Origin of the sequence: Flavobacterium anseongense, from assembly GCF_021608185.1 — a bacterium.
GTDB lineage: Bacteria > Bacteroidota > Bacteroidia > Flavobacteriales > Flavobacteriaceae > Flavobacterium > Flavobacterium anseongense.
In genome coordinates this window covers 296,136-322,271 of record NZ_JAKIHN010000001.1, presented here as the reverse complement: position 1 = coordinate 322,271, position 26,136 = coordinate 296,136, and the positions used below count along the sequence as shown (strand labels likewise).

Sequence of the window (26,136 nt, the reverse complement as noted above, 5' to 3'; positions counted from 1 at the left end):
TTTTTGGTTGATGATATAAAAAATAAAACTCCGGTAATCAGCCGGAGTTTCAATCATCAATCAAAAAACGAACAGTTAATCAGACTGTTGTTGTGGTTTTTGGGATTATCCCAAATATGTTTTTAATATTTTACTTCTTGAAGTATGTTTTAATCTACGAATAGCTTTTTCTTTAATCTGACGCACACGCTCACGGGTTAAATCGAAAGTTTCTCCGATTTCTTCTAAAGTCATCGGATGTTGGTCGCCTAAACCAAAGTACAAACGTACAACATCTGCTTCACGTGGCGTTAAAGTTTCTAAAGATCTTTCAATTTCTGTACGTAAAGACTCATGTATTAACTCTCTGTCAGGGTTTGGAGATTCGCCGGAACGTAAAACGTCATATAAATTTGAATCTTCACCTTCTACAAGAGGCGCATCCATTGATAAATGACGACCGGAGTTTTTCATTGACTCTTTTACATCATTTACGGTCATATCCAATTCTTTTGCAATTTCTTCAGCACTTGGCGGACGTTCGTTAGATTGCTCTAACAAAGCGTACATCTTGTTGATTTTATTGATAGAACCAATTTTATTTAAAGGCAAACGAACGATACGAGATTGTTCTGCTAAAGCCTGAAGAATCGATTGACGAATCCACCAAACTGCATATGAAATGAATTTGAAACCACGAGTTTCATCAAAACGTTGAGCCGCTTTAATCAAACCTAAATTTCCTTCGTTAATCAAATCGGGAAGTGTTAAACCTTGATTTTGGTATTGCTTAGCCACAGAAACCACGAAACGTAAATTGGCTTTTGTCAATTTTTCTAACGCTCTTTGGTCGCCGGCTTTAATCTTTTGTGCCAACTCTACTTCTTCATCAGCAGTAATTAAGTCAACTTTTCCAATTTCTTGTAGGTACTTGTCTAGGGAAGCAGTTTCACGGTTAGTTACCTGCTTTGTGATTTTGAGCTGTCTCATTAATTTGTCTCCTTTACTTTAAAGTGTTCAAGTGGTTGTACGTTACAATTTTAAAAAAGTTACAATTTAATAACATTTTTTATACTTACCTTCTAATCAGATGTGAATAAAAATAAAAAATCTACTTCACGAGTGAAGTAGATTTTTTATGTGTAATTTATAAAATTATAACTTTCTGGTACCTGACCATGTACCGCTTTCGCCAAAACTGTTTTGCCAAGATCCACTTATGCGATTGCCACTACTTGTTCCGGTAAAGGTGCCGCCCTCAAACGTTCCAGTTATAGTAGTGCCTATTAATGTGCCATCTGTATTAAAGGCGCTGCCACCATCGTTAGATCTTGCAATCCCATCAACAACAGCATCCACTATAACAACATGAAATAAACCTGAATCGTCACCACTAAAGCTACCCACATAGCATTTGGCTAAAACGTTATGAAATTCTTTTAGAACGACTATTGTAGCATCCGGATGCCCACTTATATTTATATTGCTGACTGTTGGATCTCCTCCATTAGCAGTGACGCTAAAATCAAAAGAATTACTTCCATTTGTGAATGTCAATCCTGCCATTGCAGAATTTAAAGTAGCAGATTCGGTCGAAGTATAGATTGAAGTCGATCCATCAATGGTTAAACTTGCCTCCAAAAATCCATCATTATTAATATTAATCAAAACAGTTCCGGATGAACCTATAAATACCCCTTTATAGATGCCAAAATTACTATTGTCATATTCTACTTTGGCTAGTGGTGTGTCTGATAATGCAGGTCCTGAGGAATCGTCACTTGAACACGAAAATGTAAAGACTCCTGTAAAAAGGATAAAAAATAATTTTTTCATAATAAATGGGTTTTAATTGTGTTAGTTAGCTTAAAGTTAATAATTTTTATTCAAAATTATTTTCAATGCCGTTTAAAGGTCAGAAATATCGTTTAACTGTGGAATTATATAGGTAAACAATTATTTTTATTTTTAATAAATCCAGCAGAATCAAAAAACCCCGATTCAAAATGATGAATCGGGGTTTTCTATAAACTAAAAAAAGTAATTACTCTTTTTTATCTTCTCTTGGAGGTCTTGGTAAAAGTGCTTTTCTTGACACTTTTTCTTTTCTTGTTTTTGGATCAACACCAAGATATTTTACCAGGAAAACATCACCCATTTTAACTACATCGGAAACATTTTCTGTTCTTTCCCAAGCCAACTCAGAAACGTGCAATAAAACTTCATTTCCGGGAGCAGCTGTATATTCTACAACAGCACCAAAATCTAACATTTTAATTACTTTCACTTCATAAGCTTCACCAACTGCAGGTTTGAAAATGATAGAATCAATTTTCGCCAATACTGCAGCAATTCCATCCGGATCAGTTCCAAGGATTTCAACAACACCTTGTTCGTCTACTTCGTTGATAACGATAGTTGTTCCGGTTGCTTTTTGTAATTCCTGAATAACTTTTCCACCAGGTCCAATCAAGGCTCCAATGAAGTTTCCAGGAATTGTTCTTGTAATGATTTTTGGAGCATAAGCTTTAACATCAGCTCTTGGGGTAGCAATAGTTTCAGTTAATTTTCCTAAGATATGCATACGACCATCACGAGCTTGGTTCAAAGCCTGTTCCATAATATCATAACGTAAACCGTCAATTTTGATATCCATTTGACAAGCTGTGATTCCGTCTTTTGTTCCGGTTACTTTAAAGTCCATGTCACCTAAATGATCTTCATCACCTAAAATATCAGAAAGCACCGCAAATTTTTGTCCATCAGTAATCAATCCCATTGCAATACCTGAAACCGGTTTTACCATTTGAACTCCTGCATCCATCAATGCCATTGTACCGGCACAAACCGTTGCCATAGAAGAAGAACCGTTAGATTCTAAAACTTCAGAAACAATACGGATTGTATAAGGACAATCAGCCGGAATCATGTTTTTCAAAGCACGTTGTGCTAAGTTTCCGTGACCAACTTCTCTCCTTGAAGTTCCTCTTAAAGGTTTAGCTTCACCGGTTGAGAATGGTGGGAAATTATAATGTAAATAGAATTTTTCTTCTCCTTGTTCAGATGGTGAGTCAATTTGGTTAGCTTCTCTTGAAGTTCCCAAAGTTACTGTTGCCAATGCCTGAGTTTCTCCACGTGTAAACAATGCAGAACCGTGAACTCTTGGCAAGTAATCAGTTTCACACCAGATTGGTCTGATTTCGGTTGTTTTTCTTCCGTCCAATCGAATTCCTTTTTCAAGGATTACGTTACGAACGGCTTCTTTATTGGTTTTGTAGAAATATTTTCCAACTAAACCAGCCAAGTCTGCATTTTCAGCATATTCTTCTTCAGTAAATAAGGCTTTACATTCTTCTTTTACTGCAGCGAATTTTTCGCCTCTTTCACTTTTTCCTGAAGCTTCCTGAGCAATAGCATAACATTTGTCATATCCAGCCGCTTTTACTTTTTTGTAAACTGCTTCGTCTTCAACTTCACCTTCATACGTACGGATTTCTTTTTTACCAAAAGCTTCCTGTAATCTTAACTGCGCCTGAATTTGAACTTTGATAGCCTCATGAGCAAATTTAATAGCTTCTACCATTTCTGCTTCTGAGATTTCTTTCATTTCTCCTTCAACCATTGCAACAGAATCCATTGAAGCTCCAATCATCATATCAATATCTGATGAGTCTAATTGCGCTTTGCTTGGATTGATTACAAATTTACCGTCGATACGTGCAACACGTACTTCAGAAATTAAATTGTAGAATGGAATGTCTGACACAGCTAAAGCTGCCGAAGCTGCTAATCCTGCTAAAGAATCCGGCATAACATTTTCGTCGTGAGACATTAACTGAATCATCACCTGAGTTTCAGCGTGATAATCATCTGGGAAAAGCGGACGTAAAACACGGTCAACAAGACGCATGGTTAATACTTCGCTGTCACTTGGACGTGCTTCTCTTTTGAAAAATCCGCCAGGAAAACGTCCTGCTGCTGCAAATTTTTCACGGTAATCTACCGTCAAAGGTAAAAAGTCAACACCAGGATTTGATGTTCTTGCTGATACGGCTGTTGCTAACAACATAGTGTCTCCACAACGTACAACTACAGAACCGTCTGCCTGTTTTGCTAATTTACCTGTTTCGATTGTGATGCTTCTTCCATCACCTAAATCGATTGTTTCTTGGGTTACTTTTGGAATCATAAAATTTAATTCGTTTTTAAACAATTAGGTTAGTTGTGTTGTAGTTGTTGTAGTAGTTGTTTGTAACCCAATGAAAAACCGAAACTTTTCTTCTTTTTAATCTAAAAATAAAAAGAGGCGCGTGTGCACCTCTTTTTTATTGACTATTTTCTAATATTCAATTCTTTGATGATCTCACGATATCTGTTGATATCTTTTTTCTTCAAGTAGTCAAGAAGACTTCTTCTTTTACCTACCAAAAGTACTAACGAACGCTCAGTGTTGTAATCGTGACGATTTTTTTTCAAGTGCTCAGTTAAGTGAGAGATTCTAAATGTGAACAATGCGATTTGTCCTTCTGCAGATCCTGTGTTTTCTGCTTTTCCTCCGTGTTTAGCGAAGATTTCTGCTTTTGTTTCTTTACTTAAATACATTCCAATATTTCTTTAAATGATTATTATGTATGAATAGAGGTTTTCTCAATTCGTGTGCAAAGATAATCTTCTTTTTCGATTAGGCAAATAAAAAGATTGTCTTAACTTAAAAAAGTTTGGCAACTTCCTGATTTACAAATTCTAGAAAGCGTTCGTCGGCTTCTGTGAACGGATCAATCACGTGACTGTCGATGTCTATTTGTCCAATATTTTTTCCATTTACAAAAAGCGGTACCACAATTTCCGATTTAACGGTAAAGCTGCAGGCAATATAATTATCCTGAACAGCAACATCGGGAACGACAAAATTCTGATTGGATTCTGCTACTTGTCCGCAGATTCCTTTTCCAAATGGAATTACTGTATGGTCTGTTTCGGCACCAACGTATGGTCCAAGATGCAACGTTTTATTTTCGTGATTGGCAAAATAAAATCCAACCCAATTGTAATAATCGACATTGTCAGTAAGCAATTGGCAAAGGTTTTTCAATTTGATATCTCTTTCAGCATTCGCTTCAGAAAGTAGTGCAATTACTTGTGGTTTTAAGTTTTCGAAATTCATTTTCAATTTTTTATGCAAAAGTAACGACTGCACTTTTTTTATTTTATATAAATTTGTTAAAAATTCTATTTTGAAGAATCTGCTGCTGCAATACAAACCTTTCTTGCTTTTTCTTGGAAAATTTATCTTGAGTTATTTGGTTTTGACCTTTATTTATCAAAGCTATCTAAGTCGTTATAATGTCAAAGATTTTGAAGTGGATTTTTTTACACAAGTTGTAGCCGATCAATCTGCAACGGTTTTGTCCTGGATTGATTCTAATTCTTACACCATGCCACATCAGACAGAACCGACAGTAAAATTAATTTATAAAGGCAAATACATTTCCCGGATTATTGAAGGATGCAACGCAATCAGCGTGATTATTTTGTTCATCTCATTCGTAATTGCGTTTACCGGAAAATTCAAAAAAACGGTTTTGTTTATTGTCTTTGGAATTGTTTTAATTCACGTTTTGAATATTGCTCGAATTGGGCTTTTGTGCGTTGCGTTGTATCATTTTCCTCAGTATGAACATTTGCTGCATGGTGTGATTTTTCCGTTGGTGATTTATGGAGTTGTGTTTTTGTTATGGGTATTATGGGTTAATAAATATTCGTTGTATGCTACAGAAGTTGATAAGAAATAAAGAAAAAGTAGGCTGGTCATTGTTTTTGATATTGCTTTTGATTTTAATCAGAGTATTCGAAGACACGCTATTCTACGATCCGTTTTTAAATTATTTCAAAGATGAGTATGCACATTTGCCGTTTCCAAGAATCAACATTTTTAAATTGTTTTTTAGTTTGGGAATACGGTTTTATCTCAATTCAGTGATTTCATTATTGCTGCTGTATGTTATTTTTAAAGACAAACAAATTGTAAAATTCTCAGCTTTCCTATATATGGTTTTAGGTTCAATATTAATGATTAGCTTCATTTTTGTCCTGACATTTTTTGCCGAAGAAAGTAAAATGACCTTGTTCTACATCAGACGATTTTTGATTCAGCCGATTTTCATTTTGTTGTTTATTCCGGGATTTTATTATCAGAAACAGATGAAAAAGTAGCTGATTTTTTGTAACTTTACAAGTGTTCTATATGCTGAAATTTAATTTTGAGTTTTATGAAAATTGTAAAGCATTCTGGTGGTGTTGTCGAGTTCAATCGGGACAAACTTAAAAGTTCTTTATTAAAATCCGGAGCAGACAAATTGGTTGTTGAAAGTATTTTACAAGCAATAGACAATCAAATTTATGAAGGCATTACTACCAAAAAAATCTATAAACTTGCTTTTGCTTTACTCAAAAAAACATCTAATTCGAATGCAGCAAGATACAATCTGAGAACTGCCATTCAAATGCTTGGTCCGGCTGGTTTTTTCTTCGAGAAATTTATTTCGCGTTTTTTTACATCCGAGGGCTATACGACAAAAACCAATCTGATTCTGCAAGGAAGATGTGTGACTCACGAAGTAGATGTTGTCATCAGAAAAAATAATTTTAATGAAATGGTTGAATGTAAGTTTCATCCCAAAAGTGAAACAAATTCGGATGTAAAAGTTCCGATGTACATACTTTCCAGATTCAATGATTTGAAAGATAGAAACCATGCTATTTTTACCAAAAACGATAAGATTTCAAGTTGCTGGATTGTAACCAATAACCGCTTCACTTCCGATGCAATGGCTTTTGCTACTTGCTCCGGATTAAAACTGCTGAGTTGGGATTATCCTTCAAAATTCTGTCTCAGACAAAAAATAGATCAAGAACATTTGTATCCCATTACCTGCCTGACCACTCTGACGATAGCCGAAAAAGATAAATTGATGGTTTTAGATATTATTCTGGCTCGGGAAATTATCGATAATGTTGAAGTCCTTCAAAAAATTGGACTCAGCCCAATCAGAATAAAAAACGTGACTAAAGAAGCTTCAGAACTGTGTAACTATTTGTGATATGAAAATTAAATTTCTTGGCGGAACCGGAACAGTAACGGGTTCAAAAACCTTAATCGAAAGCAACGGAATAAGAATCCTTATTGACTGCGGACAATTTCAAGGGATAAAACCATTACGAGAACTCAATTGGGAACCATTGCCGATTCTGCCCAATACAATTGATTTTGTTTTACTGACACATGGCCATTTAGATCATTGTGGTTGGCTGCCAAGATTAGTCAACCAGGGTTTTGAAGGCAAAATATATTGCACAAGTCCAACCGCGACAATCACCAAATTAATTTTGTTGGACAGCGCCAAAATACAGGAAGAAGAAGCCAATAAAGCCAACAAAGAGCATTTTTCAAAGCATGAAAAAGCCGAACCTTTGTATAATGTTGAACAAACAGAAGAAGTTTTTCCATTATTTAAAGTGATAAATCCAAATCAAGAAGTGTCACTCGACGCAGAAGTAGCAGCTGTTTTCAGAAATGCCGGTCATATCATCGGCGCTTGTTCCATCGAATTAAAGTTAGAAGGTAAAACGCTGGTTTTTTCCGGTGATATTGGTCGCGTTAATGACGTCTTGATGTTCTCACCTATCAAACCAAAAGAGGCCGATTATGTTTTTTTAGAAAGTACTTACGGCAACCGAATTCATCCCGATGAAGATGTAAAATTACTTTTGGAAACCTATATCAATAACACTTATCAAAATAACGGAACAGTTATTATTCCTAGCTTTGCGGTTGAACGCGCTCAAACAATCATGTATCTGATTTGGCAATTAAAGGAAGAAGAAAGAGTTCCGGATATTCCGTATGTAATAGATACGCCGATGGGAATAAGTGTTTTGGATGTTTTTATAAACAATAAAAAATGGCACAAATTATCGGAAGAAGAATGTGTAAAAATGTGCCGAATGTTTGTTATGAATTCAGAATATCAGGACACCATGAACACCATTTTTGACAAACGACCAAAAGTTGTCATTGCCGCAAGCGGAATGGTAACCGGCGGAAGAGTCTTGAGTTATCTGGAAGAATATATCGGCCTACCCGAAACAACTGTAATCATGGTTGGCTACCAAGGTGAAGGCACACGAGGAAGAAAACTATTAGAAGGAGCAACAGAGATAAAAATTCACGGGAAATATTATCCGGTTTTGGCCAAAATTTTGGAAATACAAGGATTGTCAGCACATGGCGACCAAAATGATTTGCTCAATTGGTTGTCAGAACTAAAAAATAAACCCGATAAAGTGTTTTTAGTACATGGAGAAAATCAACCGGCTGATGAATTGCGCATCAAAATTCAGGAAAAATATGGTTTTGATTGTGCTGTTCCGTCGATGGGACAAGAGTTTGAATTGTAAAGTTTTAATTCAATTTTAAGTTTTTGCCAAATGGTTTTTACTAACTTTGCCCTATGATTTTCAAAAAACACATAAGTATATTATTGACAACAGTCCTGTTGGTTTCCAATTTAGGATTGGCGTTTAATGTGCATTATTGTGATGATGAAATCGCATCAATAACTATAAATGAAGCTCCAACTTCACTTGAAAAAGTAGACGAATGTTGCGGAATTGTCGAGAAAGATTCGAAATGTTGCAATGATAAAGTCATCAAAGCTGAAATAAAATCAGACCAAGTTATTGTCAAATCAATATCATTTGATGTTGAATTTATTCCAGTTTTACACGACTGGAAACCAGCGATTTTTGTTTCAAAAAACAACTTCAAACAAAGAGATACTATTACTTATTATTGCGATCCTCATGCACCGCCATTGTATCTCTTGTACAGCCAATACACTTTTTACGCCTGACTTAATCTGAATTCAGTTCAGATTCTTTAACCTGAATTTATTTACTGGCGTCAGTTCGCTACGCTCGTGTCAGGTTCTCATTATAGGAATCTCTCGAAATTCAAATTAAGTTTAATTTTCAGTATCAACAGATGCTGAAATAAATTCAGCATAAAATGAAAAATACAATGTTGTTCTTAACATTGCTGGTTTCAGTCGTTACTTTTTCACAAGAAGAAATCACAAAAGATACTCTGAAAACAGTAAAGGTTCAAGCCAATAAAAAAGGACTAAAAAAATCAATTTCCGGAACGATGAATACTACGCTGGTTACGAGTAAAGAATTACTCAAAGCTGCCTGTTGTAATTTGGCCGAAAGTTTTGAAACCAATCCATCCATCGATGTTAATTTTTCGGATGCTTTGACCGGAACCAAACAAATCAAAATGTTGGGTTTGACAAGTCCCTATATAATGATTACCGAAGAAAATATTCCATCGGTTCGTGGTGCTTCTCAAGCGTATGGATTGTCTTTCACACCGGGAACTTGGGTTGAAAGTATTCAAATTAACAAAGGAGCAGGAAGTGTTGTCAATGGATACGAAAGTATTTCGGGGCAAATCAATACCGAATTAATCAAGCCAATAAAAGACATCCCGTTTTTTCTTAATGCGTATGGTTCGACCGATTCGCGTTTTGAATTGAACACCCATTTCAACAAAAAGATTTCCGATTTTTGGGCAACGAGTTTGTTTGTACATGGTAATACAAGAGTTGCCAAAAACGATATGAATGACGACGGATTTCTGGATAATCCGTTAGGAAAACAATTCAACATTGCCAATCGTTGGCAATATTCCAATCCGAATACAGGTTGGGTTTCGTTTTTGAATCTTCGTTATATGAATGATGAAAAACAAACGGGAGAACTCGATTTTGATGCTGACAGAGACCGTTTGACGACCAATTATTGGGGTTCAGAAATCAGTACCGAAAGACTTGATTTCTCGTCAAAAGTGGGTTATGTTTGGAAAGATATGCCGTACCAAAGTATTGGTTTCCAAAATGCTTTTACCAGTCATAATCAGGAATCATATTTTGGTTTGAACCAATATGATATCAAACAGCAAAGCTATTATTCGAACCTGATTTTCAATTCGATTATCAGCAATACAAAGAACAAATTTGCTACAGGATTGAACTTTACCTATGATAAATATGCTGAGTTTGTAAATATTTCCGATGTAAGCAGAATCGATAATTCGGTTGGTGCTTTCTTTGAATATACTTATGATAACGGCGATAAATTTAGTTATATTCTTGGTGGCCGATTTGATTATCACAATAGGTTAGGAGCTTTTTTTACACCAAGATTGCATGTGAAATACAATCCATGGGAAAAATCGGTGTTGCGATTTTCAGCCGGAAGAGGAAAGCGTGCGGCTAACATTTTTGCTGAAAACCAAAACCTATTTGCCAGCTCAAGAACGTTTTCCGTTTTGGACACAAATGGGAAAGTGTATGGTTTGGATCCGGAAATTGCATGGAATTACGGCCTTAGTTTTACTCAAAATTTCAAATTGTTTGGAATGAATGCCGATACAACTGTTGATTTCTACAGAACCGATTTTCAAAATCAAGCAGTGGTTGATGTGATGAATTCACCACAGCAGGTTTTGTTTTATAACCTAAAAGGAAAGTCATATGCTAATAGTTTGCAGCTTGATTTCAATTTGGAAATTATCAAGCATTTGAATTTGAGAACGGCTTATAAATTTTATGACATTTCGACCGATTATCTTTCAGGAAGTTATCAAAGACCATTACAGGCGAAGCATCGTTTCTTTGTGAATTTGGAATATGAAACTCATATCAAAGACAAAGGGCAACAATGGAAATTTGATTTTACTACAAATTGGTTAGGAAAGCAGCAACTACCATATACCGCAAGCAATCCGGAGCAAGACAGGTTGCCTGAATTTTCACCTTCATTTGCAGTAATGAATGCACAAATTACCCGAACTTTTTCGAGTACCTTTGAAATATATATTGGCGGAGAAAACATTGGAAATTACAAACAAGACAAAGCCATTTTAGGAAGTGATAATCCGTTTGGTCCAAATTTTGACACTTCAATTGTATATGCGCCGATTTTTGGTCAGATGTATTACGCAGGATTGCGATTTAAAATTAAATAACTTTCAGCATCGAAAGATGTTGAACTAAATTCAACATAAATGAAAAATATAGTTTTAGGAATGATGTTACTGTTTGTAGCACTTTCAACACAAGCACAAGACAAAAAGAACAAAAATGCCAAATATGAGTTTGAAGTAAATGGCAATTGTGAACAATGTAAAAAACGAATTCAGAAAGCAGCATTTTCTGTTGCAGGAGTGAAAAGTGCCGATTGGAATATTGATGACCATATGCTGCATGTAATCATAAATGAAGAAAAATGTTCATTACTTGATGTAAAAAAGGCAGTTGCGAAAGTTGGTCATGATACTGAAGAAGTTAAAGCAACAGATGAGGTTTATGAAAATCTTCATAGCTGTTGTAAATACGAAAGAAAGTAATTTTAAAAACTCCTTAATTTTTTAAGGAGTTTTTTTATGCTTATTTTTACCGAAAAAAAAATTGAAAAAGATAGGAATCGTTTTGTTATTGCTGATTTACAGCAATTGTTTTTCTCAAAAAACAATAGAGGATCAAAGAGTTTGGTTTGCTTACACCGGGCAATATAAGGTTTCTGAAAAATGGGGTTATCATATTGAAGCGCAATTCAGACTTGACAATCAACTGGAACAAAATCTTCAAAATTTATTTAGAGTTGGTGGGATTTATTATTTGTCAAAATCTAAAAATATTAGTGGTGGCTACGCTTTGGTCAATACTTATAGTGCTTCGTTAAATGAATTTTTCAGAGAAAACAGGTTTTGGGAACAATACCAACATAATACAAAGTGGAACGAGAATGCGAACACTATCATTCACCGATTTCGATTAGAACAACGATGGGTTGAGCAATTGGCAATTGAAGGTAATACCACAAATTATCAGAACAGATTTCGTTATTTGAACAGAAATTTATTCCACATCACAAATCTGAAATCCGGTAATGAAGAAATTTACGCTGTTGTTCAGGATGAAATTTTTCTGAATTTGGGCGATAATAAAATCAATTCGAAAGTTATCGATCAAAATAGATTTTTAATTGGACTTGGGCTGAATTACAACAATAATATCCGATTGGAATTGGGTTATATGAATCAGTTTGTTACATCCAATTCTGGTAATAATGCTATGAATCATGTTGTTTCGGTATCGTTGTTGCAAAATTTAGATTTGGAAAAACATTAGTTATTGATTTGTGAAAACGTACTGATATCCCAAAAAAAAGGAGTATTTTCACGCTCGATTTTATATACTTAAATTTATACTCTATGAGTGATTTTGACTGGATGCAATTACTAAATCCCGAATTTTACATAACCATGTCTATTGGTGGTGTAAAAGTTGGTTTGTGGATTGTGTTGTTTATTGTTTTTGCCGAAACAGGTTTGTTTGCCGGTTTCTTTTTGCCTGGTGACAGCTTACTTTTTTTAGCGGGAATATACAGTCGGGATTTAATTGAGAATTTTGCTGTCATTCCAACAGATATTGCTAATGTGACACTGTTGTCAATATTAGTTGCTGTTGCGGGAATCTTAGGAAATATGATGGGATATTGGTTTGGGGAAAGAAGTGGATATTATTTATATAAAAAAGAAGATAGCTTTTGGTTTAAGAAAAAATACCTGATTCAGTCAAAGGATTTCTTTGAAAGATATGGTGGAAAAGCGATAATCTTCGCGCGTTTTTTACCAATAGTCAGAACATTTGCACCTATAGTTGCCGGAATAGTGACTATGGATAAAAAGAAGTTTATGTTTTACAACATCGTAAGCTCATTCCTTTGGTCATTTATTTTAATTTTTTCCGGGCATTATTTATACGGAATGTTTTTAGAGAAATTTGATATCGATTTAAAACATCACATTGAGAAAATTGTCATCGGAATAATATTAGTTTCTACTTTTCCGGTTTTCATAAAGATGATAAAGAAAACACCAAAACAAGAAGAATAAAAAAACGCCTCAAGAAATTGAGGCGTTTTTAATATATACTTTGTACTTTTTACTTCGTAACTCGTACTTCAAATTACATCATTCCAGGCATTCCACCGCCCATTGGCATTCCACCACCGGCGTTTTCTTCTTTGATTTCCACCAAAGCACATTCGGTAGTTAAAATCATTCCTGAAACTGAGGCAGCATTTTCAAGGGCTACACGCGTTACTTTTTTAGGATCGATGATTCCGGCTTTTAGCATGTCAACATATTCGTCTGTTTTGGCGTTGTATCCAAAGTTTGCTTTTCCTTCAGAGACTTTTGCAACTACAACCGAACCTTCTAATCCGGCATTCTCAACAATAGTTCTTAACGGAGCTTCAACAGCACGTGATACAATTTGGATTCCGGTAGCTTCATCAGCATTGTCTGCTTTTAGTTTATCTAGAACTGATTTTGCTCTTAATAAAGCAACACCACCACCAGCTACAATTCCTTCTTCAACCGCAGCGCGAGTCGCATGAAGCGCATCGTCAACACGGTCTTTTTTCTCTTTCATTTCTACTTCAGAAGCAGCGCCAACATAAAGTACGGCAACACCGCCAGCCAATTTAGCCAAACGTTCCTGTAGTTTTTCTTTATCATATTCAGAAGTCGTTGACTCCATTTGACCCTTAATTTGGTTTACACGATTTTTAATCATGTCAGCCGTTCCGGCACCATTTACCAAAGTTGTATTGTCTTTATCAATTGTTACTTTTTCAGCTGTACCCAACATTTCTAAAGTAGTGTTTTCTAAAGTATAACCACTTTCTTCAGCAATCACAGTTCCACCAGTTAGGATGGCAATATCTTCCAACATCGCTTTTCTTCTGTCACCAAATCCCGGAGCTTTTACTGCAGCAATTTTCAAGGCACCACGTAATTTGTTTACTACTAATGTTGAAAGAGCTTCTCCGTCAACATCTTCAGCAATAATTAATAATGGTTTCCCTGATTGCGCAACCGGTTCTAATATTGGTAATAATTCTTTTAGAGAAGAAACTTTTTTGTCATATAACAAAATGTATGGTCTTTCTAATTCCACTTCCATTTTCTCCGGATTGGTAACGAAATACGGAGAAAGATAACCTCTGTCAAACTGCATTCCTTCTACAACATCAACGGTTGTTTCTGTTCCTTTGGCTTCTTCTACAGTGATAACACCTTCTTTTCCAACTTTCGCGAAAGCTGTAGCGATTAAATCGCCAATTACTTCGTCGTTATTTGCAGAAATAGAAGCAATTTGTTTTATTTTTTCAGAATCGCTTCCAACAACCTGAGCTTGTTTGGCAAGGTCAGCCACAATAGCTTCAACAGCTTTGTCAATTCCACGTTTTAAATCCATTGGATTGGCACCGGCAGCAACGTTTTTCAAACCTTCTTTAACGATAGCCTGAGCCAAAACAGTTGCAGTTGTAGTTCCGTCACCAGCTAAATCATTGGTTTTTGATGCTACTTCTTTAACCATTTGCGCACCCATATTTTCTAATGCGTCTTTCAATTCAATTTCTTTTGCAACGGTAACACCATCTTTGGTAACTGTTGGTCCACCAAATGATTTTCCGATAATTACATTACGACCTTTTGGTCCAAGGGTTACTTTTACTGCATTTGCTAATGCATCAACACCACGTTTTAAACCGTCGCGAGCTTCAATATCAAATTTTATGTCTTTTGCCATTTTTTTGTTTATTTTTTAGTCTTACTACTTAATTCTCAAATCTTAATCTAGTTAGATAATTGCAAGAATATCATCTTCACGCATGATTAGGTAATCTTTTCCATTGAACTTTAAATCCGTTCCGGCGTATTTTCCATACAGAACAACATCGCCAACTTTAACTGTTAATGGTTCGTCTTTTTTACCGTTTCCAACAGCTACAACAGTTCCTTTTTGTGGTTTTTCTTTAGCCGTATCCGGAATAATAATCCCAGATGCTGTTTGCGTTTCTGCAGCAGCAGGTTCAATGATAACTCTATCCGAAAGAGGTTTAATATTTAATGCCATAATTTATGAATTTATGTTATTTTAAAGTTGGTTTTTGCTAGTCAGAAATTGTGCCAAGCGATATTGTTCCTAAAAAAAATGCCAGCATGTCAGTGCTGGCATTATATTTTTTGTATACAAATTATTTTTTTGGAGTCTCAGCTGGTTTAGCAGGAGCCGGAGTTACCGTTTTTGGCACTGCCGCTTCTGTCTCATCAATGATTTTTGAGTTAGCATCACTGGTGCTTCCGGTGAAACTTAAGCTTGATAATAAAATCAAAACGATTAATATAGTGGCTAATGTCCAAGTACTTTTATCTAAAAAGTCAGTTGTTTTTTGAACGCCACCTATTTGAGTTGAACCACCTAATGAAGATGATAAACCGCCACCTTTAGGGTTTTGTACCATAACTACTATGATTAATAAAAAACAAACTATTGTTATTAATACTAAAAAGATTGAAAATGTGCTCATTACTTAATTATTATTTTGTTGTAAAATTTTAATATCCGAAATTCGGTTTGCAAAGAAACTACTTTTTTCCGGATATTTCAAAATTAATATTTCATAGGCTTGAATTGCTTTTGAATATTTTTTTTGTTCTAAATATACTCGGGCTAAAGTCTCTGTCATCAGGAAAGAAGTGTCCTCTGAAATGACTTCTATCACCGGAACTGTAGCGTCTTTTGCAATTGGAGTTATCTTTGGATTGTTTTCTATAAACTTATCGATTAAATCCAATTTTTTCTTTTTATCATCATCAATTGAAGGCTTGCTTTCTTCTCTAATGATTGGTTTTAATCGAGACAATTGCAGCCATTCCTGAAAAGAATGCTTCTCGTTTTTAGAAAACTCCAATGGTTTTCCGATTTCCAATTTTTCTTCTGCTTTTTGTTCTTCTGTGGTTGAAGCTTCTTTGATAGAAGTCAAAATAGATTGTTCTAAGGCATCAACAACAGGCTGGTTGGCTTCGACAATAATGTGTTCACTTCCTATGACGCTCATGTTCATTAACTCTTCGAGTTTCTTTTCATACAAGCCTTTTTGAACCGAAACAAAAGAATCGGAAGTGATAAAGTCAAATAAAATACTTCTGTCTGTAGTATAAGCAGCAGAAACTTTCAATGCATAATTATAATTAAAACTATCCTGATTATACAAATGTTTCAACTTCAACACACGCGCACTTTGAAAATAGGGAAATGCAGTCAAAACATTGTCCAATGTTTCGGCATACCTATCATTGATGGCGTCGGGTTTGTTTAGTAAATATGTGTAATCGGTTAAGTTCATCTTACCACTTTGCTAGTGATTCGTTAAAAACATCTTGCGTTATACGCTCAAAAATTTCATCGATATAGTCGTTTAATACCGAGCCTGTTGGAAGAGAGCTTCCTTCATAATCTCTGTAAAAAGAAAAACGTCTTTCAAAATTATCGGCTTCTTTATTTTTATTGCTAAAACGAACATTCACCGAAATGGTCAATCTACTTTGAGCGGCAGTTTGAGAAGCAGTGGCTTGCATTGGGGTTATTCTATATTCAACAATTTCGCCTTCATAAAGCAAATCACCATTGGAATTGGTCAAATCCAGGTTGGTTTGATTCTGAATAATTTCCTGAAGTCTGATAGTAAATCTTCGTTCAATTCCGGGCTCAATTAGGTCGGCATTATTCTGAAAAAAGTTCACCTGAAATGACTTAGCATCTATTGGCTTAGCACCAGTAAAGTTATATACCGAACAGCTGTTAATGCTGATGGCAAGAATTAAAAAGGAAAGTAATCTGAAAAACTTCATGGTAACAATTAAAGACCGCTAAAGTAATTCTTTATTTTGAATTATGGAAGGGTTAAAATTGGTAGATGTAATCTGCAAAAGAGTAGACACCAACAGTATTCATACTATTGTCTAAAACTTCAATGCCAATTGAGAAATCTTTATCGTTATGAGTTGGATTATTACTTGTAGAAGAAGAGTAACCATAACTATAATAATGGTTGTCAGATGCACCTCTGTCATAACCACCGGCTATACTTGTCGAAGCTACACCATCAATAAAGAAATTTGGATCGGTCAATGATTTTACTCTTGCTACAGCTAAAACAGCATTGTAAAGAGGATTAGCACCATACAATCCATCAAAATGGAAATTTTTAATGATTTCGGTTGAACCGCTGTTTATTTTTTCAAATGAAGTCATATCGCCACTGGAATAAGCCATGTGATATTCTCCGGCATCAGTTCCTGTTCGCACGAAATTTTCAACCAAAAAATCTGAATTTACCTGACAGCTAATTGTAAAACTGGAACCATAAGAATAGGTGTAAGTTCTTGTGGAGGAATTGTATGCATATGGTAATCCATTGATACTTTGAATAGTATTGTCAGCATTATAAGTAATCGTAGTTGTTTCAGAAACTAATCCCCCCGTATATTTTATATCGCTTACCAATCTGTTATGACTATCGTAGATAAACTCTTCAACAACAGTTCCGTCGGCAAGAGTAATGTTTCTCAATAAATCATCGCTGATATTCCATTGTCTTTCGTTTGGAGTGTTGGAATAAAAAACAACTTTTTGTAATGTAGTAGGAGGAACAACGGTATCACTCTCGCTGCTGCATGAGGTTAATGCAATAGCTGTTATAAAAAAGAAGAGTATTTTTTTCATCATAATATAATTTGGTTACTGTAAACGTAAAGACTTATTTATGAAATAAAAAAATTATAGGTCATACTGCTTAATTTTTCGATAAAGTGTTCTTTCTGAGATTCCCAACTCATCAGCAGCGGCTTTTCTTTTGCCTCTGTGACGTTCTAAAGACTTCTTGATGAGTTCGATTTCTTTTTGTTCTAATTTCAATACTTCTTCCTCATCAATGGTTTCTGCTACCAGATAATTAGTATCATCGTCATCGTCAAATTCTTCTTGCTCTGTTTCGTTTTGAGAAGAAATGGTATTCAGTCTTGGTTCATCAGCAAAGTTAGAAATAGCTTCTTCTTTCGAGCCAAAAACTTTCTGAATCAAATTCTTGTTCATTTCCTGCACTTTCGAACTTCCGTTTTGCATCAATTCTAAAGTTAGTTTTTTTAGATCATGCAGATCACTTTTCATATCAAAAAGAACTTTGTACAAAATATCTCTTTCGGTAGAAAAATCATTTTCCGATTTTTTTCCGCCAATAACCGAAGGCAAAGTGCTACCTTCAACAGGTAAATAAGATTGGATTGTTGCCAATGAAATATCGCGATTCGTTTCTAAAACCGAAAGCTGTTCGGCAAAATTTCTAAGCTGACGGATGTTTCCGCTCCAACGGTATTTTTGCAAAAACTGAATGGCTTCATCACTCAATTTAACGGGAGGCATTTTGTATTTATGTGCAAAATCCGAAGCAAATTTTCTAAACAATAAATGAATGTCTTCTTTTCGGTCACGCAATGGTGGCAAAGGAATATCAACCGTGCTCAAACGATAATACAAATCTTCACGGAATTTTCCTTTTTCGATGGCATCGAATAAATTTACATTGGTAGCCGCAACGATACGAACATTGGTCTTTTGTACGTGTGATGAACCGACTTTCATGAACTCGCCATTTTCTAAAACACGTAATAAACGTACTTGGGTTGCTAATGGTAATTCGCCCACTTCATCCAGAAAAATTGTTCCGCCGTCAGCTACTTCAAAATAACCTTGACGCTCTGTATTTGCACCGGTAAAAGAACCTTTTTCATGACCGAAAAGTTCGCTGTCAATAGTTCCTTCGGGAATGGCACCGCAGTTTACGGCTATATATTTTCCGTGTTTTCTGTGCGAAAGCGAATGAATAATTCTGGGAATACTTTCTTTACCAACACCACTTTCACCCACAACCAATACCGAAATATCAGTTGGAGCAACTTGAATCGCTTTTTCTATTGCGCGATTGAGTTTTGGATCATTCCCAATAATCTCAAATCGTTGTTTTATACTTTGAACAGTTTCCATTTTATGCTGAATTTATTTTCAGTATTTTTTAATTAATTTGCATTTCACTATAGCCAATCGCTTGACCAATCAAGGTTCCGCTGGTACAATTGGTGACTTTTACATTTACGAAATCACCGATTTTATAATTTTCTCTTGGAAAAACAACCATAAAACTCTGTGAATTTCTTCCTGATAAATCTTTATCTGATTTTTTAGAAACTTTTTCTACTAAAACTTCTACGGTTTTACCAACAAATTCTTTAGTTCTGATGCCACTGTGAGTTCTTTGTAAGTCCACAATTTCCTGAAGTCTGCGCAATTTAGTTTCTTCTAAGACATCATCATCCATTTTTCTTCCGGCTAATGTTCCGGGTCTTTCAGAATATGAATACATATATCCAAAACCATATTTTACAGCTTCCATTAAACTTAATGTGTCCTGATGATCGGCTTCTGTCTCCGTTGGAAAACCGGCAATCATATCCTGTGTAACGCTAACATCAGGTATTATTTGATGAATTTTGTCAATCAATTGTAGATATTCTGCTCTTGTGTGCAAACGATTCATTTCCTTAAGAATCCTGTCGCTTCCGCTTTGAACCGGCAAATGAATATGCTTGCAAACGTTTGGATATTTGGCAATCACATGCAACACTTCTTCGTGCATGTCTTGCGGATTGGATGTCGAAAAACGAATTCTCATCTTCGGAAATTGCACTGCAACCATTTCTAACAATTGATCAAAACCAACCGCTGTGGCTTTTTGCATTTCGGTAGCTTTATCAAAATCTTTTTTCAAACCGCCGCCATACCAAAGATAACTGTCTACATTTTGACCAAGAAGTGTTACTTCTTTATATCCATTGCTCCATAAATTTTTGATTTCAGCTAGGATACTTTGTGGTTCTCGACTACGTTCGCGTCCGCGAGTGAATGGCACTACACAAAATGTACACATATTATCACAGCCACGAGTGATAGAAACAAGCGCTGTCACACCATTGCTCATCAAACGGACAGGCGAAATATCACCATAGGTTTCTTCTTTAGATAAAATTACGTTAATAGCATCTCTGCCGTCTTCGACTTCTTTTAATAAATTGGGCAAATCCTTATAAGCATCAGGACCAACAACCATATCGACGATTTTTTCTTCGACAAGGAATTTCTCTTTCAAGCGTTCGGCCATGCAACCCAAAACACCAACTTTCATTCCCGGATTTACTTCGCGTTTTACTGCATTGTATTTCTCCAAACGCTTTCTGACGGTTTGTTCCGCTTTATCACGAATAGAACAGGTGTTTACCAAAACCAAGTCGGCTTCTTCTAATATAGTAGTAGTATTATAACCTTCGTTAGTCAATATGGAAGCCACGACTTCACTGTCCGAAAAATTCATCGCACAGCCATAGCTTTCTATAAATAGTTTTTTGGTATTTTCTTTTTTTTGTTCCAAAACAAGGCTGGTTCCTTGCTGTGTTTCGTCAATTTCTTTTTCCATTTATGCTGAATTTATTTCAGTATCTTAAAATCACTGTCGCGACAGCAAAGATAATACTAAATTACAAAATATGACAAGATGGCAGTTTGGTTTAACAAAAGTTTTAGAGCGAAAGGTTTGAGCACTCTTCGAGTCCTTGTTCCCGCTTTCCGTTACAATAACTTTGGCAAAGTTTTAAACTTTGCCAAAGTTGATTTTCACTACAATCGGGGCTAGCTGGTTGGCGTCTTTTGCCTTAGGTATAATTTGTTAAAAGGCGTCAGTCGTCGTTAAAAAATAGCAATAAAACGGTTTTTTAAAAAAAACGTTTACTTTTGCCGACACAAACAATCGGATTATGGCAAAGAATTTAGTTATAGTTGAGTCACCGGCAAAAGCCAAGACAATCGAAAAATTTCTGGGAAGTGATTTCCAAGTAGAGTCAAGCTACGGACACATTGCCGACTTGCCTTCTAAAGAAATTGGGGTTGATGTTGCCAATGGTTTCAAGCCAAAATACGAAGTCTCATCTGATAAAAAAGCTTTGGTCACAAAACTAAAAGGTTTAGCCAAAAGCGCCGATATGGTTTGGTTAGCTTCCGATGAAGACCGCGAAGGAGAAGCTATTTCCTGGCACTTAGCAGAAGAATTAAAATTAGACAAAGCCAAAACCAAAAGAATTGTTTTTCACGAAATTACCAAAAATGCCATTTTAAAAGCTATAGATAATCCACGAGAAATTGATTATAATTTAGTGAATGCCCAACAGGCACGTAGAGTTTTAGATCGATTAGTTGGTTATGAACTTTCTCCGGTACTATGGAAAAAAGTAAAAGGTGGATTATCAGCAGGTAGAGTGCAATCAGTTTCTGTGCGTTTGATTGTTGAAAGAGAAAGAGAAATACAAGAATTCAAACCTGTAGCTTCTTATTCAGTAACTGCAGAATTTACTAATGAAGCCGGAAAAGTAGTGAAGGCCAAATTGCCAAAAAACTTTGCTACTAAAAAAGAAGCAGAGGATTTTTTAAATAAAAATATAGGTTCTATATATAAGGTAGCCGATTTAGAAACCAAACCAACAAAGAAATCCCCGGCTGCGCCGTTTACAACGTCAACCTTGCAACAGGAAGCCGCACGTAAATTGTATTTACCGGTTGGAATCACCATGCAAATCGCGCAACGTTTATACGAAGCGGGATTGATTACCTACATGAGAACGGATAGTGTGAACTTGTCACAAGAAGCGATGGCTGCGGCTGCAGCTGAAATTACTAAATCATACGGAAAACAGTTTTCAAAGCCAAGAACCTTCAGCACCAAAAGCAAAGGTGCACAAGAAGCACACGAAGCAATCCGCCCAACAGATATGTCACGCAGTTCTGTGAATATTGAAAGAGACCAAGCACGTTTATACGATTTGATTTGGAAAAGAACTTTAGCGTCACAAATGAGTGATGCCGAACTTGAAAGAACCAATGTAAAGATTGAAGCCAATAATCATTCAGAAGTTTTTCAGGCATCGGGAGAAGTAATCAAATTTGAAGGTTTCTTAAAAGTTTACCTTGAAGGCAATGACGACGACGATGAAGAACAAGAAGGAATGTTACCGGCATTGAAAGTAAATGAGAAGCTACTAAACAACAATATAACCGCAACAGAAAGATATACAAGACCAGCTTCCAGATACACGGAAGCATCATTGGTAAAGAAATTAGAAGAATTGGGAATTGGCCGTCCATCGACTTATGCACCAACCATTTCTACTATCATTGCCAGAACGTATGTTGAAAAAGGAAACTTAGAAGGCGTAGAAAGAAAATATACACAGCTTACACTTCAGGCGAATAAGGTTGAAGAAAAGATTTTAAAGGAAAACACAGGTTCTGATAAAGGGAAGTTAGTTCCGACAGATATCGGGACGATTGTGAATGACTTTTTGGTAAAGAATTTTGCAGCGATATTAGATTATAATTTTACGGCTAAAGTAGAGCAGGATTTTGACGAAATAGCAGAAGGAAATATTGATTGGGCAAAAATGATGCAGGATTTCTATGATAAGTTTCATCCAAATGTGCTTGAAGTAGGAGAAAATGCAGAACGCGAAAGCGGCGAAAGGATATTAGGTAAAGATCCAAAAACAGGCAAACAAGTTTTGGTTCGTTTAGGTAAGTTTGGACCGGTTGCCCAAATTGGTGAGGCTGACGATGAAGAAAAACAATTCGCAAGTCTGCGTCAGGAACAAAATATTAGCAGCATCACTTTAGAAGAAGCATTGAATTTATTTTTGTTGCCAAAAAGCTTAGGTATATATAAAGGAGAAGAAGTTGAAGTAAGCAATGGTCGTTTTGGACCTTATGTTCGTTTCGGAAAACAATTTATTTCGTTGCCAAAAGGCGAAGATCCGTTAGATGTAACTATGGATAGAGCGCAAGAGTTGATAAATGAGAAAGCTCAGGCTGATGCACCAATTGCAACTTATAAGAATGAGCCGGTTCAAAAAGGTGTTGGTCGTTTTGGTCCATTTTTGAAATGGAACGGAATTTTTATCAATGTAAGTAAAAAATACAATTTCGATAATTTGTCGCAAGCTGATATTGCAGAACTTATTGAAGAGAAATTGCAAAAGAATATTGATAAGGTAATTCACAATTGGAAAGAAGAAGGAATTCTGGTTGAAAAAGCACGATGGGGAAAATCAGTAATCATCAAAGGCAAAATCAAGATTGAATTAAATAAAGATGTTGATGCATCGAAATTAACTTTGGAACAAGTTAAAGAGTTAATTGAGAAAAAAACGCCTGCAAAAAAACCTGCAGCAAAGAAAACTGCAACCAAAAAAGCACCTGCTAAAAAGAAATAAACTATGGAATTTGATTTTCTGTCACCTGTTGATAACGAAATTATTCAATTCATAAACGGATTGTCATCACAACATTTGGGAAGTAAAGTTGCATTTCATACAGATAAAGACTTTCCGGATATCGACAAAATAAAAATTGCCATCATAGGTGTTTTAGAAAACCGTGGCGCTATTAATTTCGTAGATGACGAAGTAAATCTAGATGCTGTCCGAAGAGAATTATATGGTTTGTTTCCGGGAAACTGGCAAAGCTCAATAGCTGATTTGGGAGATATAATTCCCGGGAATTCTTTAGAAGATACTTTTTTTGCTTTACAAAAAGTAGCCGCTAAATTAATTCGAAAAGGAATTATTCCAATTGTTATTGGCGGTTCGCAGGATTTGACTTATCCGTTATACAGAGCATATGATAAGCAGGAACAGATGGTCAATTTGGTTTCAATAGACAGTAGGTTTGATTTTGGCAAACAGGAAGATGGAATAACAGCCAACTCTTATTTGTCTAAAATAATTTTGGATGAGCCTAACAACCTTTTTAATTATTCCAATATAGGATATCAAACTTATTATAATTCGCAGGAAGAGATTGATTTGATTGAAAAATTATTTTTTGATGCATACAGATTAGGTGAAATTTCAAATAATATTGAATTGTCAGAGCCAACATTACGCGATGCGGATATTGTTAGTATAGATTTAAATGCTGTAAAGTCTTCATATTCAGGAAATTTTGCTACTTTTGTTCCAAATGGATTTGATGGAAAAGAAATTTGTAGTCTGTCAAGATATGCTGGAATCAGTGATAAAGTAAGTTCTTTAGGAATTTTTAATTATAATAATAAAAAAGAAGGTTCAGTACTAATTGCGCAGATACTATGGTATTTTATAGAAGGGGTTAATTACCGTTCAAATGAATACCCATTTGGGACAAAAGAAAATTATTTAAAGTATATTGTGCCATTAGAAAACGAAGAATTAGTGTTCTATAAGAGCAATAAAACAGGGAGATGGTGGATAGAAATTAATTTTTTTGCAGGACAACACAATAAACTTAAAAAAAACACGTTATTATCTTGTTCGCATGACGAATATTTAGCAGCTTGTAACAATGAAATACCTGAAAGGTGGTGGAAAGCACAGCGAAAGAATTCATTATAACAACAAAAAAATAAAAATAAGATTACAAAAATTAGAAAAAACAGCATTTTATCGATAAAAAATGCGTTTTATCGATAAAACATTTTTTTTATTACAAGATTAATTCTATTTTTGGAATGTGAATTGTTATTGTGGAAAATTGTCTGAAGAAATTTAATATTAATTAATTGCTTTTTTGAAAAATAATAAATAGGTTTACGCCCTTAAAATAATATTCAAAATAACCCCAATATATACATATGAAGAAGTTCATAACATTTGCGTCATTTTTAGCTTTATTAACCAGTTGTGGTGGATCAAGTGATAAAGGTGAATTGGTAGGAGTTAAAGGAAAGAAATGGCATCCCGAAAAACCATTTGGAATGACTTTAATCCCTGGTGGATCATACATTATGGGAAAATCTGATGATGACCTAGCTAATGTACAAGATTCACCTACTAAAACGGTTACCGTTAGATCATTCTATATGGATGAAACCGAAATCACAAATAGTGAATACCGTCAGTTTGTAGAATGGGTAAAAGATTCTACGATAAGAGTGCGTTTAGCTATTCTTGCTGATGAAGTTGGACAAACTTCTACCGGTAAAGGTGGTAAAGGAGGCGGCGGTAAAGGCGGAAGCATTGGTGATTTTGCTTTTAATGATACTGATCCCGCTAAAATGACTCCTTATGATAAATATATGTATGAGAATTATTATAGTGTAGGAACTGATGATGATCCTTATGCAGGAAGAAGATTAAATAAAAAAATCAAGCTTATAAAAGACACAAAAAAATATCCAGACGAATATTACACAGAAGTTATGGATACTATGTATTTGCCAATGGCAGAATCTTTTAATGGTTTAAGAACAATCGATGTTCGTAAATTAAAATTCAGATACTCATGGATGGATATCCAAGCAGCTGCAAAAGCTAAAAAAGGCAAGAGAAGTGATTTTATCAGAACTGAACAGCAACTTGTTTATCCTGACACTACAGTTTGGATAAAAGATTTTGCTTATTCCTACAATGAGCCTATGCACAATGATTATTTTTGGCATCAAGCGTATGGCGAATATCCTGTAGTTGGTGTTAGCTGGAAACAAGCAAAAGCATTTTGTGCATGGAGAACTTTAAACAAAAATTCGTACATCAAATCAAAAAAGAAAAAACAAGATTTAATAAATTCCTTCCGTCTTCCAATAGAATCAGAATGGGAGTACGCTGCTAGAGGTGGTTTAGAATCAGCTACTTTCCCATGGGGAGGACCTTATGCTAAAAATGACAGAGGTTGTTTCTTAGCTAATTTCAAACCTAATAGAGGGGATTATGCTGCTGATCAGGCTTTATATACTGTAGAAGCAAAATCATATGAGCCAAATGGATATAATTTGTACAATATGTCAGGAAATGTGGCTGAATGGACAGATTCATCATACGATGCTGCAGCTTACGAATATGTGTCTTCAATAAATCCAAACGTTTCAGATTTGAAGAACATGAGAAAAGCCGTTCGTGGTGGTTCATGGAAAGACGTTGCTTACTTCCTGCAAGTAGGAACCAGAGATTTTGAATATGCAGATTCAGCCAGAAGCTACATTGGTTTCCGTACAGTTCAGGATTATATGGGAACTCAGGTTACCAAGAATGCTGCACCTAAAAAGTAATTT

25 protein-coding genes are annotated in these 26,136 nt (G+C 35.4%); 12 read left to right on the top strand and 13 right to left on the bottom strand.

What is annotated here, in order from left to right; all coding sequences use genetic code 11:
• Positions 1–105: 105 nt before the first annotated feature.
• From L1S35_RS01420 to L1S35_RS01400, 5 genes are all read right to left on the bottom strand, one after another.
• Positions 106–969, bottom strand: a complete 864-nt coding sequence (locus L1S35_RS01420) for a sigma-70 family RNA polymerase sigma factor (RefSeq protein ID WP_026707723.1) — start codon at positions 967–969, stop codon at positions 106–108.
• Positions 970–1,134: 165 nt separating this feature from the next.
• Positions 1,135–1,815: a hypothetical protein gene (locus L1S35_RS01415; RefSeq protein WP_236395956.1), complete on the bottom strand. Its 681-nt coding sequence runs from the start codon at positions 1,813–1,815 to the stop codon at positions 1,135–1,137.
• 208 nt (positions 1,816–2,023) lie between these two features.
• A complete protein-coding gene (locus L1S35_RS01410) occupies positions 2,024–4,168 on the bottom strand; it encodes a polyribonucleotide nucleotidyltransferase (RefSeq protein WP_236395955.1) in 2,145 nt (714 codons plus the stop codon).
• A 143-nt stretch (positions 4,169–4,311) separates the two neighbouring features.
• A complete protein-coding gene (gene rpsO / locus L1S35_RS01405) occupies positions 4,312–4,581 on the bottom strand; it encodes a 30S ribosomal protein S15 (RefSeq protein WP_236395954.1) in 270 nt (89 codons plus the stop codon).
• A gap of 106 nt (positions 4,582–4,687) precedes the next feature.
• Entirely contained in the window at positions 4,688–5,143 is a 456-nt protein-coding gene (locus tag L1S35_RS01400) for an XrtF-associated fRMsr-like GAF protein (protein WP_236395953.1), read from the bottom strand.
• 70 nt (positions 5,144–5,213) lie between these two features.
• On the opposite strand from L1S35_RS01400, the gene xrtF reads away from it, so the two are divergent.
• From xrtF to L1S35_RS01355, 9 genes are all read left to right on the top strand, one after another.
• Positions 5,214–5,771: an exosortase family protein XrtF gene (gene xrtF, locus L1S35_RS01395; RefSeq protein WP_236395952.1), complete on the top strand. Its 558-nt coding sequence runs from the start codon at positions 5,214–5,216 to the stop codon at positions 5,769–5,771.
• Entirely contained in the window at positions 5,746–6,192 is a 447-nt protein-coding gene (locus tag L1S35_RS01390; RefSeq protein ID WP_236395951.1) for an exosortase F system-associated membrane protein, read from the top strand. The genes xrtF and L1S35_RS01390 overlap by 26 nt, the downstream gene beginning before the upstream one ends.
• A gap of 56 nt (positions 6,193–6,248) precedes the next feature.
• Entirely contained in the window at positions 6,249–7,079 is an 831-nt protein-coding gene (locus L1S35_RS01385; protein ID WP_236395950.1) for a restriction endonuclease, read from the top strand.
• Position 7,080: 1 nt separating this feature from the next.
• Positions 7,081–8,436, top strand: coding sequence for an MBL fold metallo-hydrolase RNA specificity domain-containing protein (locus L1S35_RS01380; protein WP_236395949.1), 1,356 nt, complete (start codon positions 7,081–7,083; stop codon positions 8,434–8,436).
• 53 nt (positions 8,437–8,489) lie between these two features.
• On the top strand, positions 8,490–8,891 hold the full coding sequence (locus L1S35_RS01375) for an HYC_CC_PP family protein (RefSeq protein WP_236395947.1): 402 nt from the start codon (positions 8,490–8,492) through the stop codon (positions 8,889–8,891).
• A gap of 155 nt (positions 8,892–9,046) precedes the next feature.
• The gene (locus L1S35_RS01370) at positions 9,047–11,068 is read left to right on the top strand and encodes a TonB-dependent receptor plug domain-containing protein (RefSeq protein ID WP_236395945.1); all 2,022 of its coding nucleotides are present in this window, start codon (positions 9,047–9,049) and stop codon (positions 11,066–11,068) included.
• 39 nt (positions 11,069–11,107) lie between these two features.
• Positions 11,108–11,449, top strand: a complete 342-nt coding sequence (locus L1S35_RS01365) for a heavy-metal-associated domain-containing protein (RefSeq protein ID WP_236395943.1) — start codon at positions 11,108–11,110, stop codon at positions 11,447–11,449.
• Between the two features lie 61 nt (positions 11,450–11,510).
• Complete coding sequence (locus tag L1S35_RS01360) at positions 11,511–12,233, top strand: DUF2490 domain-containing protein (RefSeq protein ID WP_236395941.1); 723 nt, start codon at positions 11,511–11,513, stop codon at positions 12,231–12,233.
• 83 nt (positions 12,234–12,316) lie between these two features.
• Complete coding sequence (locus tag L1S35_RS01355; protein WP_236395939.1) at positions 12,317–13,000, top strand: DedA family protein; 684 nt, start codon at positions 12,317–12,319, stop codon at positions 12,998–13,000.
• Between the two features lie 73 nt (positions 13,001–13,073).
• Here L1S35_RS01355 and groL read toward each other — a convergent pair whose 3' ends face one another.
• The 8 genes from groL to miaB form a co-directional block, all read right to left on the bottom strand.
• Positions 13,074–14,705, bottom strand: a complete 1,632-nt coding sequence (gene groL, locus L1S35_RS01350) for a chaperonin GroEL (protein WP_236395937.1) — start codon at positions 14,703–14,705, stop codon at positions 13,074–13,076.
• 51 nt (positions 14,706–14,756) lie between these two features.
• Positions 14,757–15,032: a co-chaperone GroES gene (locus tag L1S35_RS01345; protein ID WP_136150696.1), complete on the bottom strand. Its 276-nt coding sequence runs from the start codon at positions 15,030–15,032 to the stop codon at positions 14,757–14,759.
• A 121-nt stretch (positions 15,033–15,153) separates the two neighbouring features.
• Entirely contained in the window at positions 15,154–15,486 is a 333-nt protein-coding gene (gene secG / locus L1S35_RS01340) for a preprotein translocase subunit SecG (RefSeq protein ID WP_236395935.1), read from the bottom strand.
• A gap of 3 nt (positions 15,487–15,489) precedes the next feature.
• The gene (locus L1S35_RS01335) at positions 15,490–16,305 is read right to left on the bottom strand and encodes a tetratricopeptide repeat protein (RefSeq protein WP_236395933.1); all 816 of its coding nucleotides are present in this window, start codon (positions 16,303–16,305) and stop codon (positions 15,490–15,492) included.
• 1 nt (position 16,306) lies between these two features.
• On the bottom strand, positions 16,307–16,810 hold the full coding sequence (locus L1S35_RS01330; RefSeq protein WP_236395931.1) for an LptE family protein: 504 nt from the start codon (positions 16,808–16,810) through the stop codon (positions 16,307–16,309).
• A 52-nt stretch (positions 16,811–16,862) separates the two neighbouring features.
• Positions 16,863–17,684 (bottom strand): putative periplasmic lipoprotein, encoded by an 822-nt coding sequence (locus tag L1S35_RS01325; RefSeq protein WP_236395929.1) that lies wholly within the window; start codon positions 17,682–17,684, stop codon positions 16,863–16,865.
• A 54-nt stretch (positions 17,685–17,738) separates the two neighbouring features.
• On the bottom strand, positions 17,739–19,001 hold the full coding sequence (locus tag L1S35_RS01320) for a sigma-54 interaction domain-containing protein (RefSeq protein ID WP_236395928.1): 1,263 nt from the start codon (positions 18,999–19,001) through the stop codon (positions 17,739–17,741).
• A gap of 28 nt (positions 19,002–19,029) precedes the next feature.
• A complete protein-coding gene (gene miaB, locus L1S35_RS01315; RefSeq protein ID WP_236395927.1) occupies positions 19,030–20,484 on the bottom strand; it encodes a tRNA (N6-isopentenyl adenosine(37)-C2)-methylthiotransferase MiaB in 1,455 nt (484 codons plus the stop codon).
• Between the two features lie 337 nt (positions 20,485–20,821).
• On the opposite strand from miaB, the gene topA reads away from it, so the two are divergent.
• The 3 genes from topA (at position 20,822) to porK (ending at position 26,133) form a co-directional block, all read left to right on the top strand.
• Positions 20,822–23,323: a type I DNA topoisomerase gene (gene topA / locus L1S35_RS01310; RefSeq protein ID WP_236395926.1), complete on the top strand. Its 2,502-nt coding sequence runs from the start codon at positions 20,822–20,824 to the stop codon at positions 23,321–23,323.
• A 3-nt stretch (positions 23,324–23,326) separates the two neighbouring features.
• Positions 23,327–24,481 (top strand): formimidoylglutamase, encoded by a 1,155-nt coding sequence (locus L1S35_RS01305; RefSeq protein WP_236395925.1) that lies wholly within the window; start codon positions 23,327–23,329, stop codon positions 24,479–24,481.
• A gap of 239 nt (positions 24,482–24,720) precedes the next feature.
• Complete coding sequence (gene porK, locus L1S35_RS01300) at positions 24,721–26,133, top strand: T9SS ring complex lipoprotein PorK/GldK (RefSeq protein ID WP_236395924.1); 1,413 nt, start codon at positions 24,721–24,723, stop codon at positions 26,131–26,133.
• Positions 26,134–26,136: the final 3 nt, after the last annotated feature.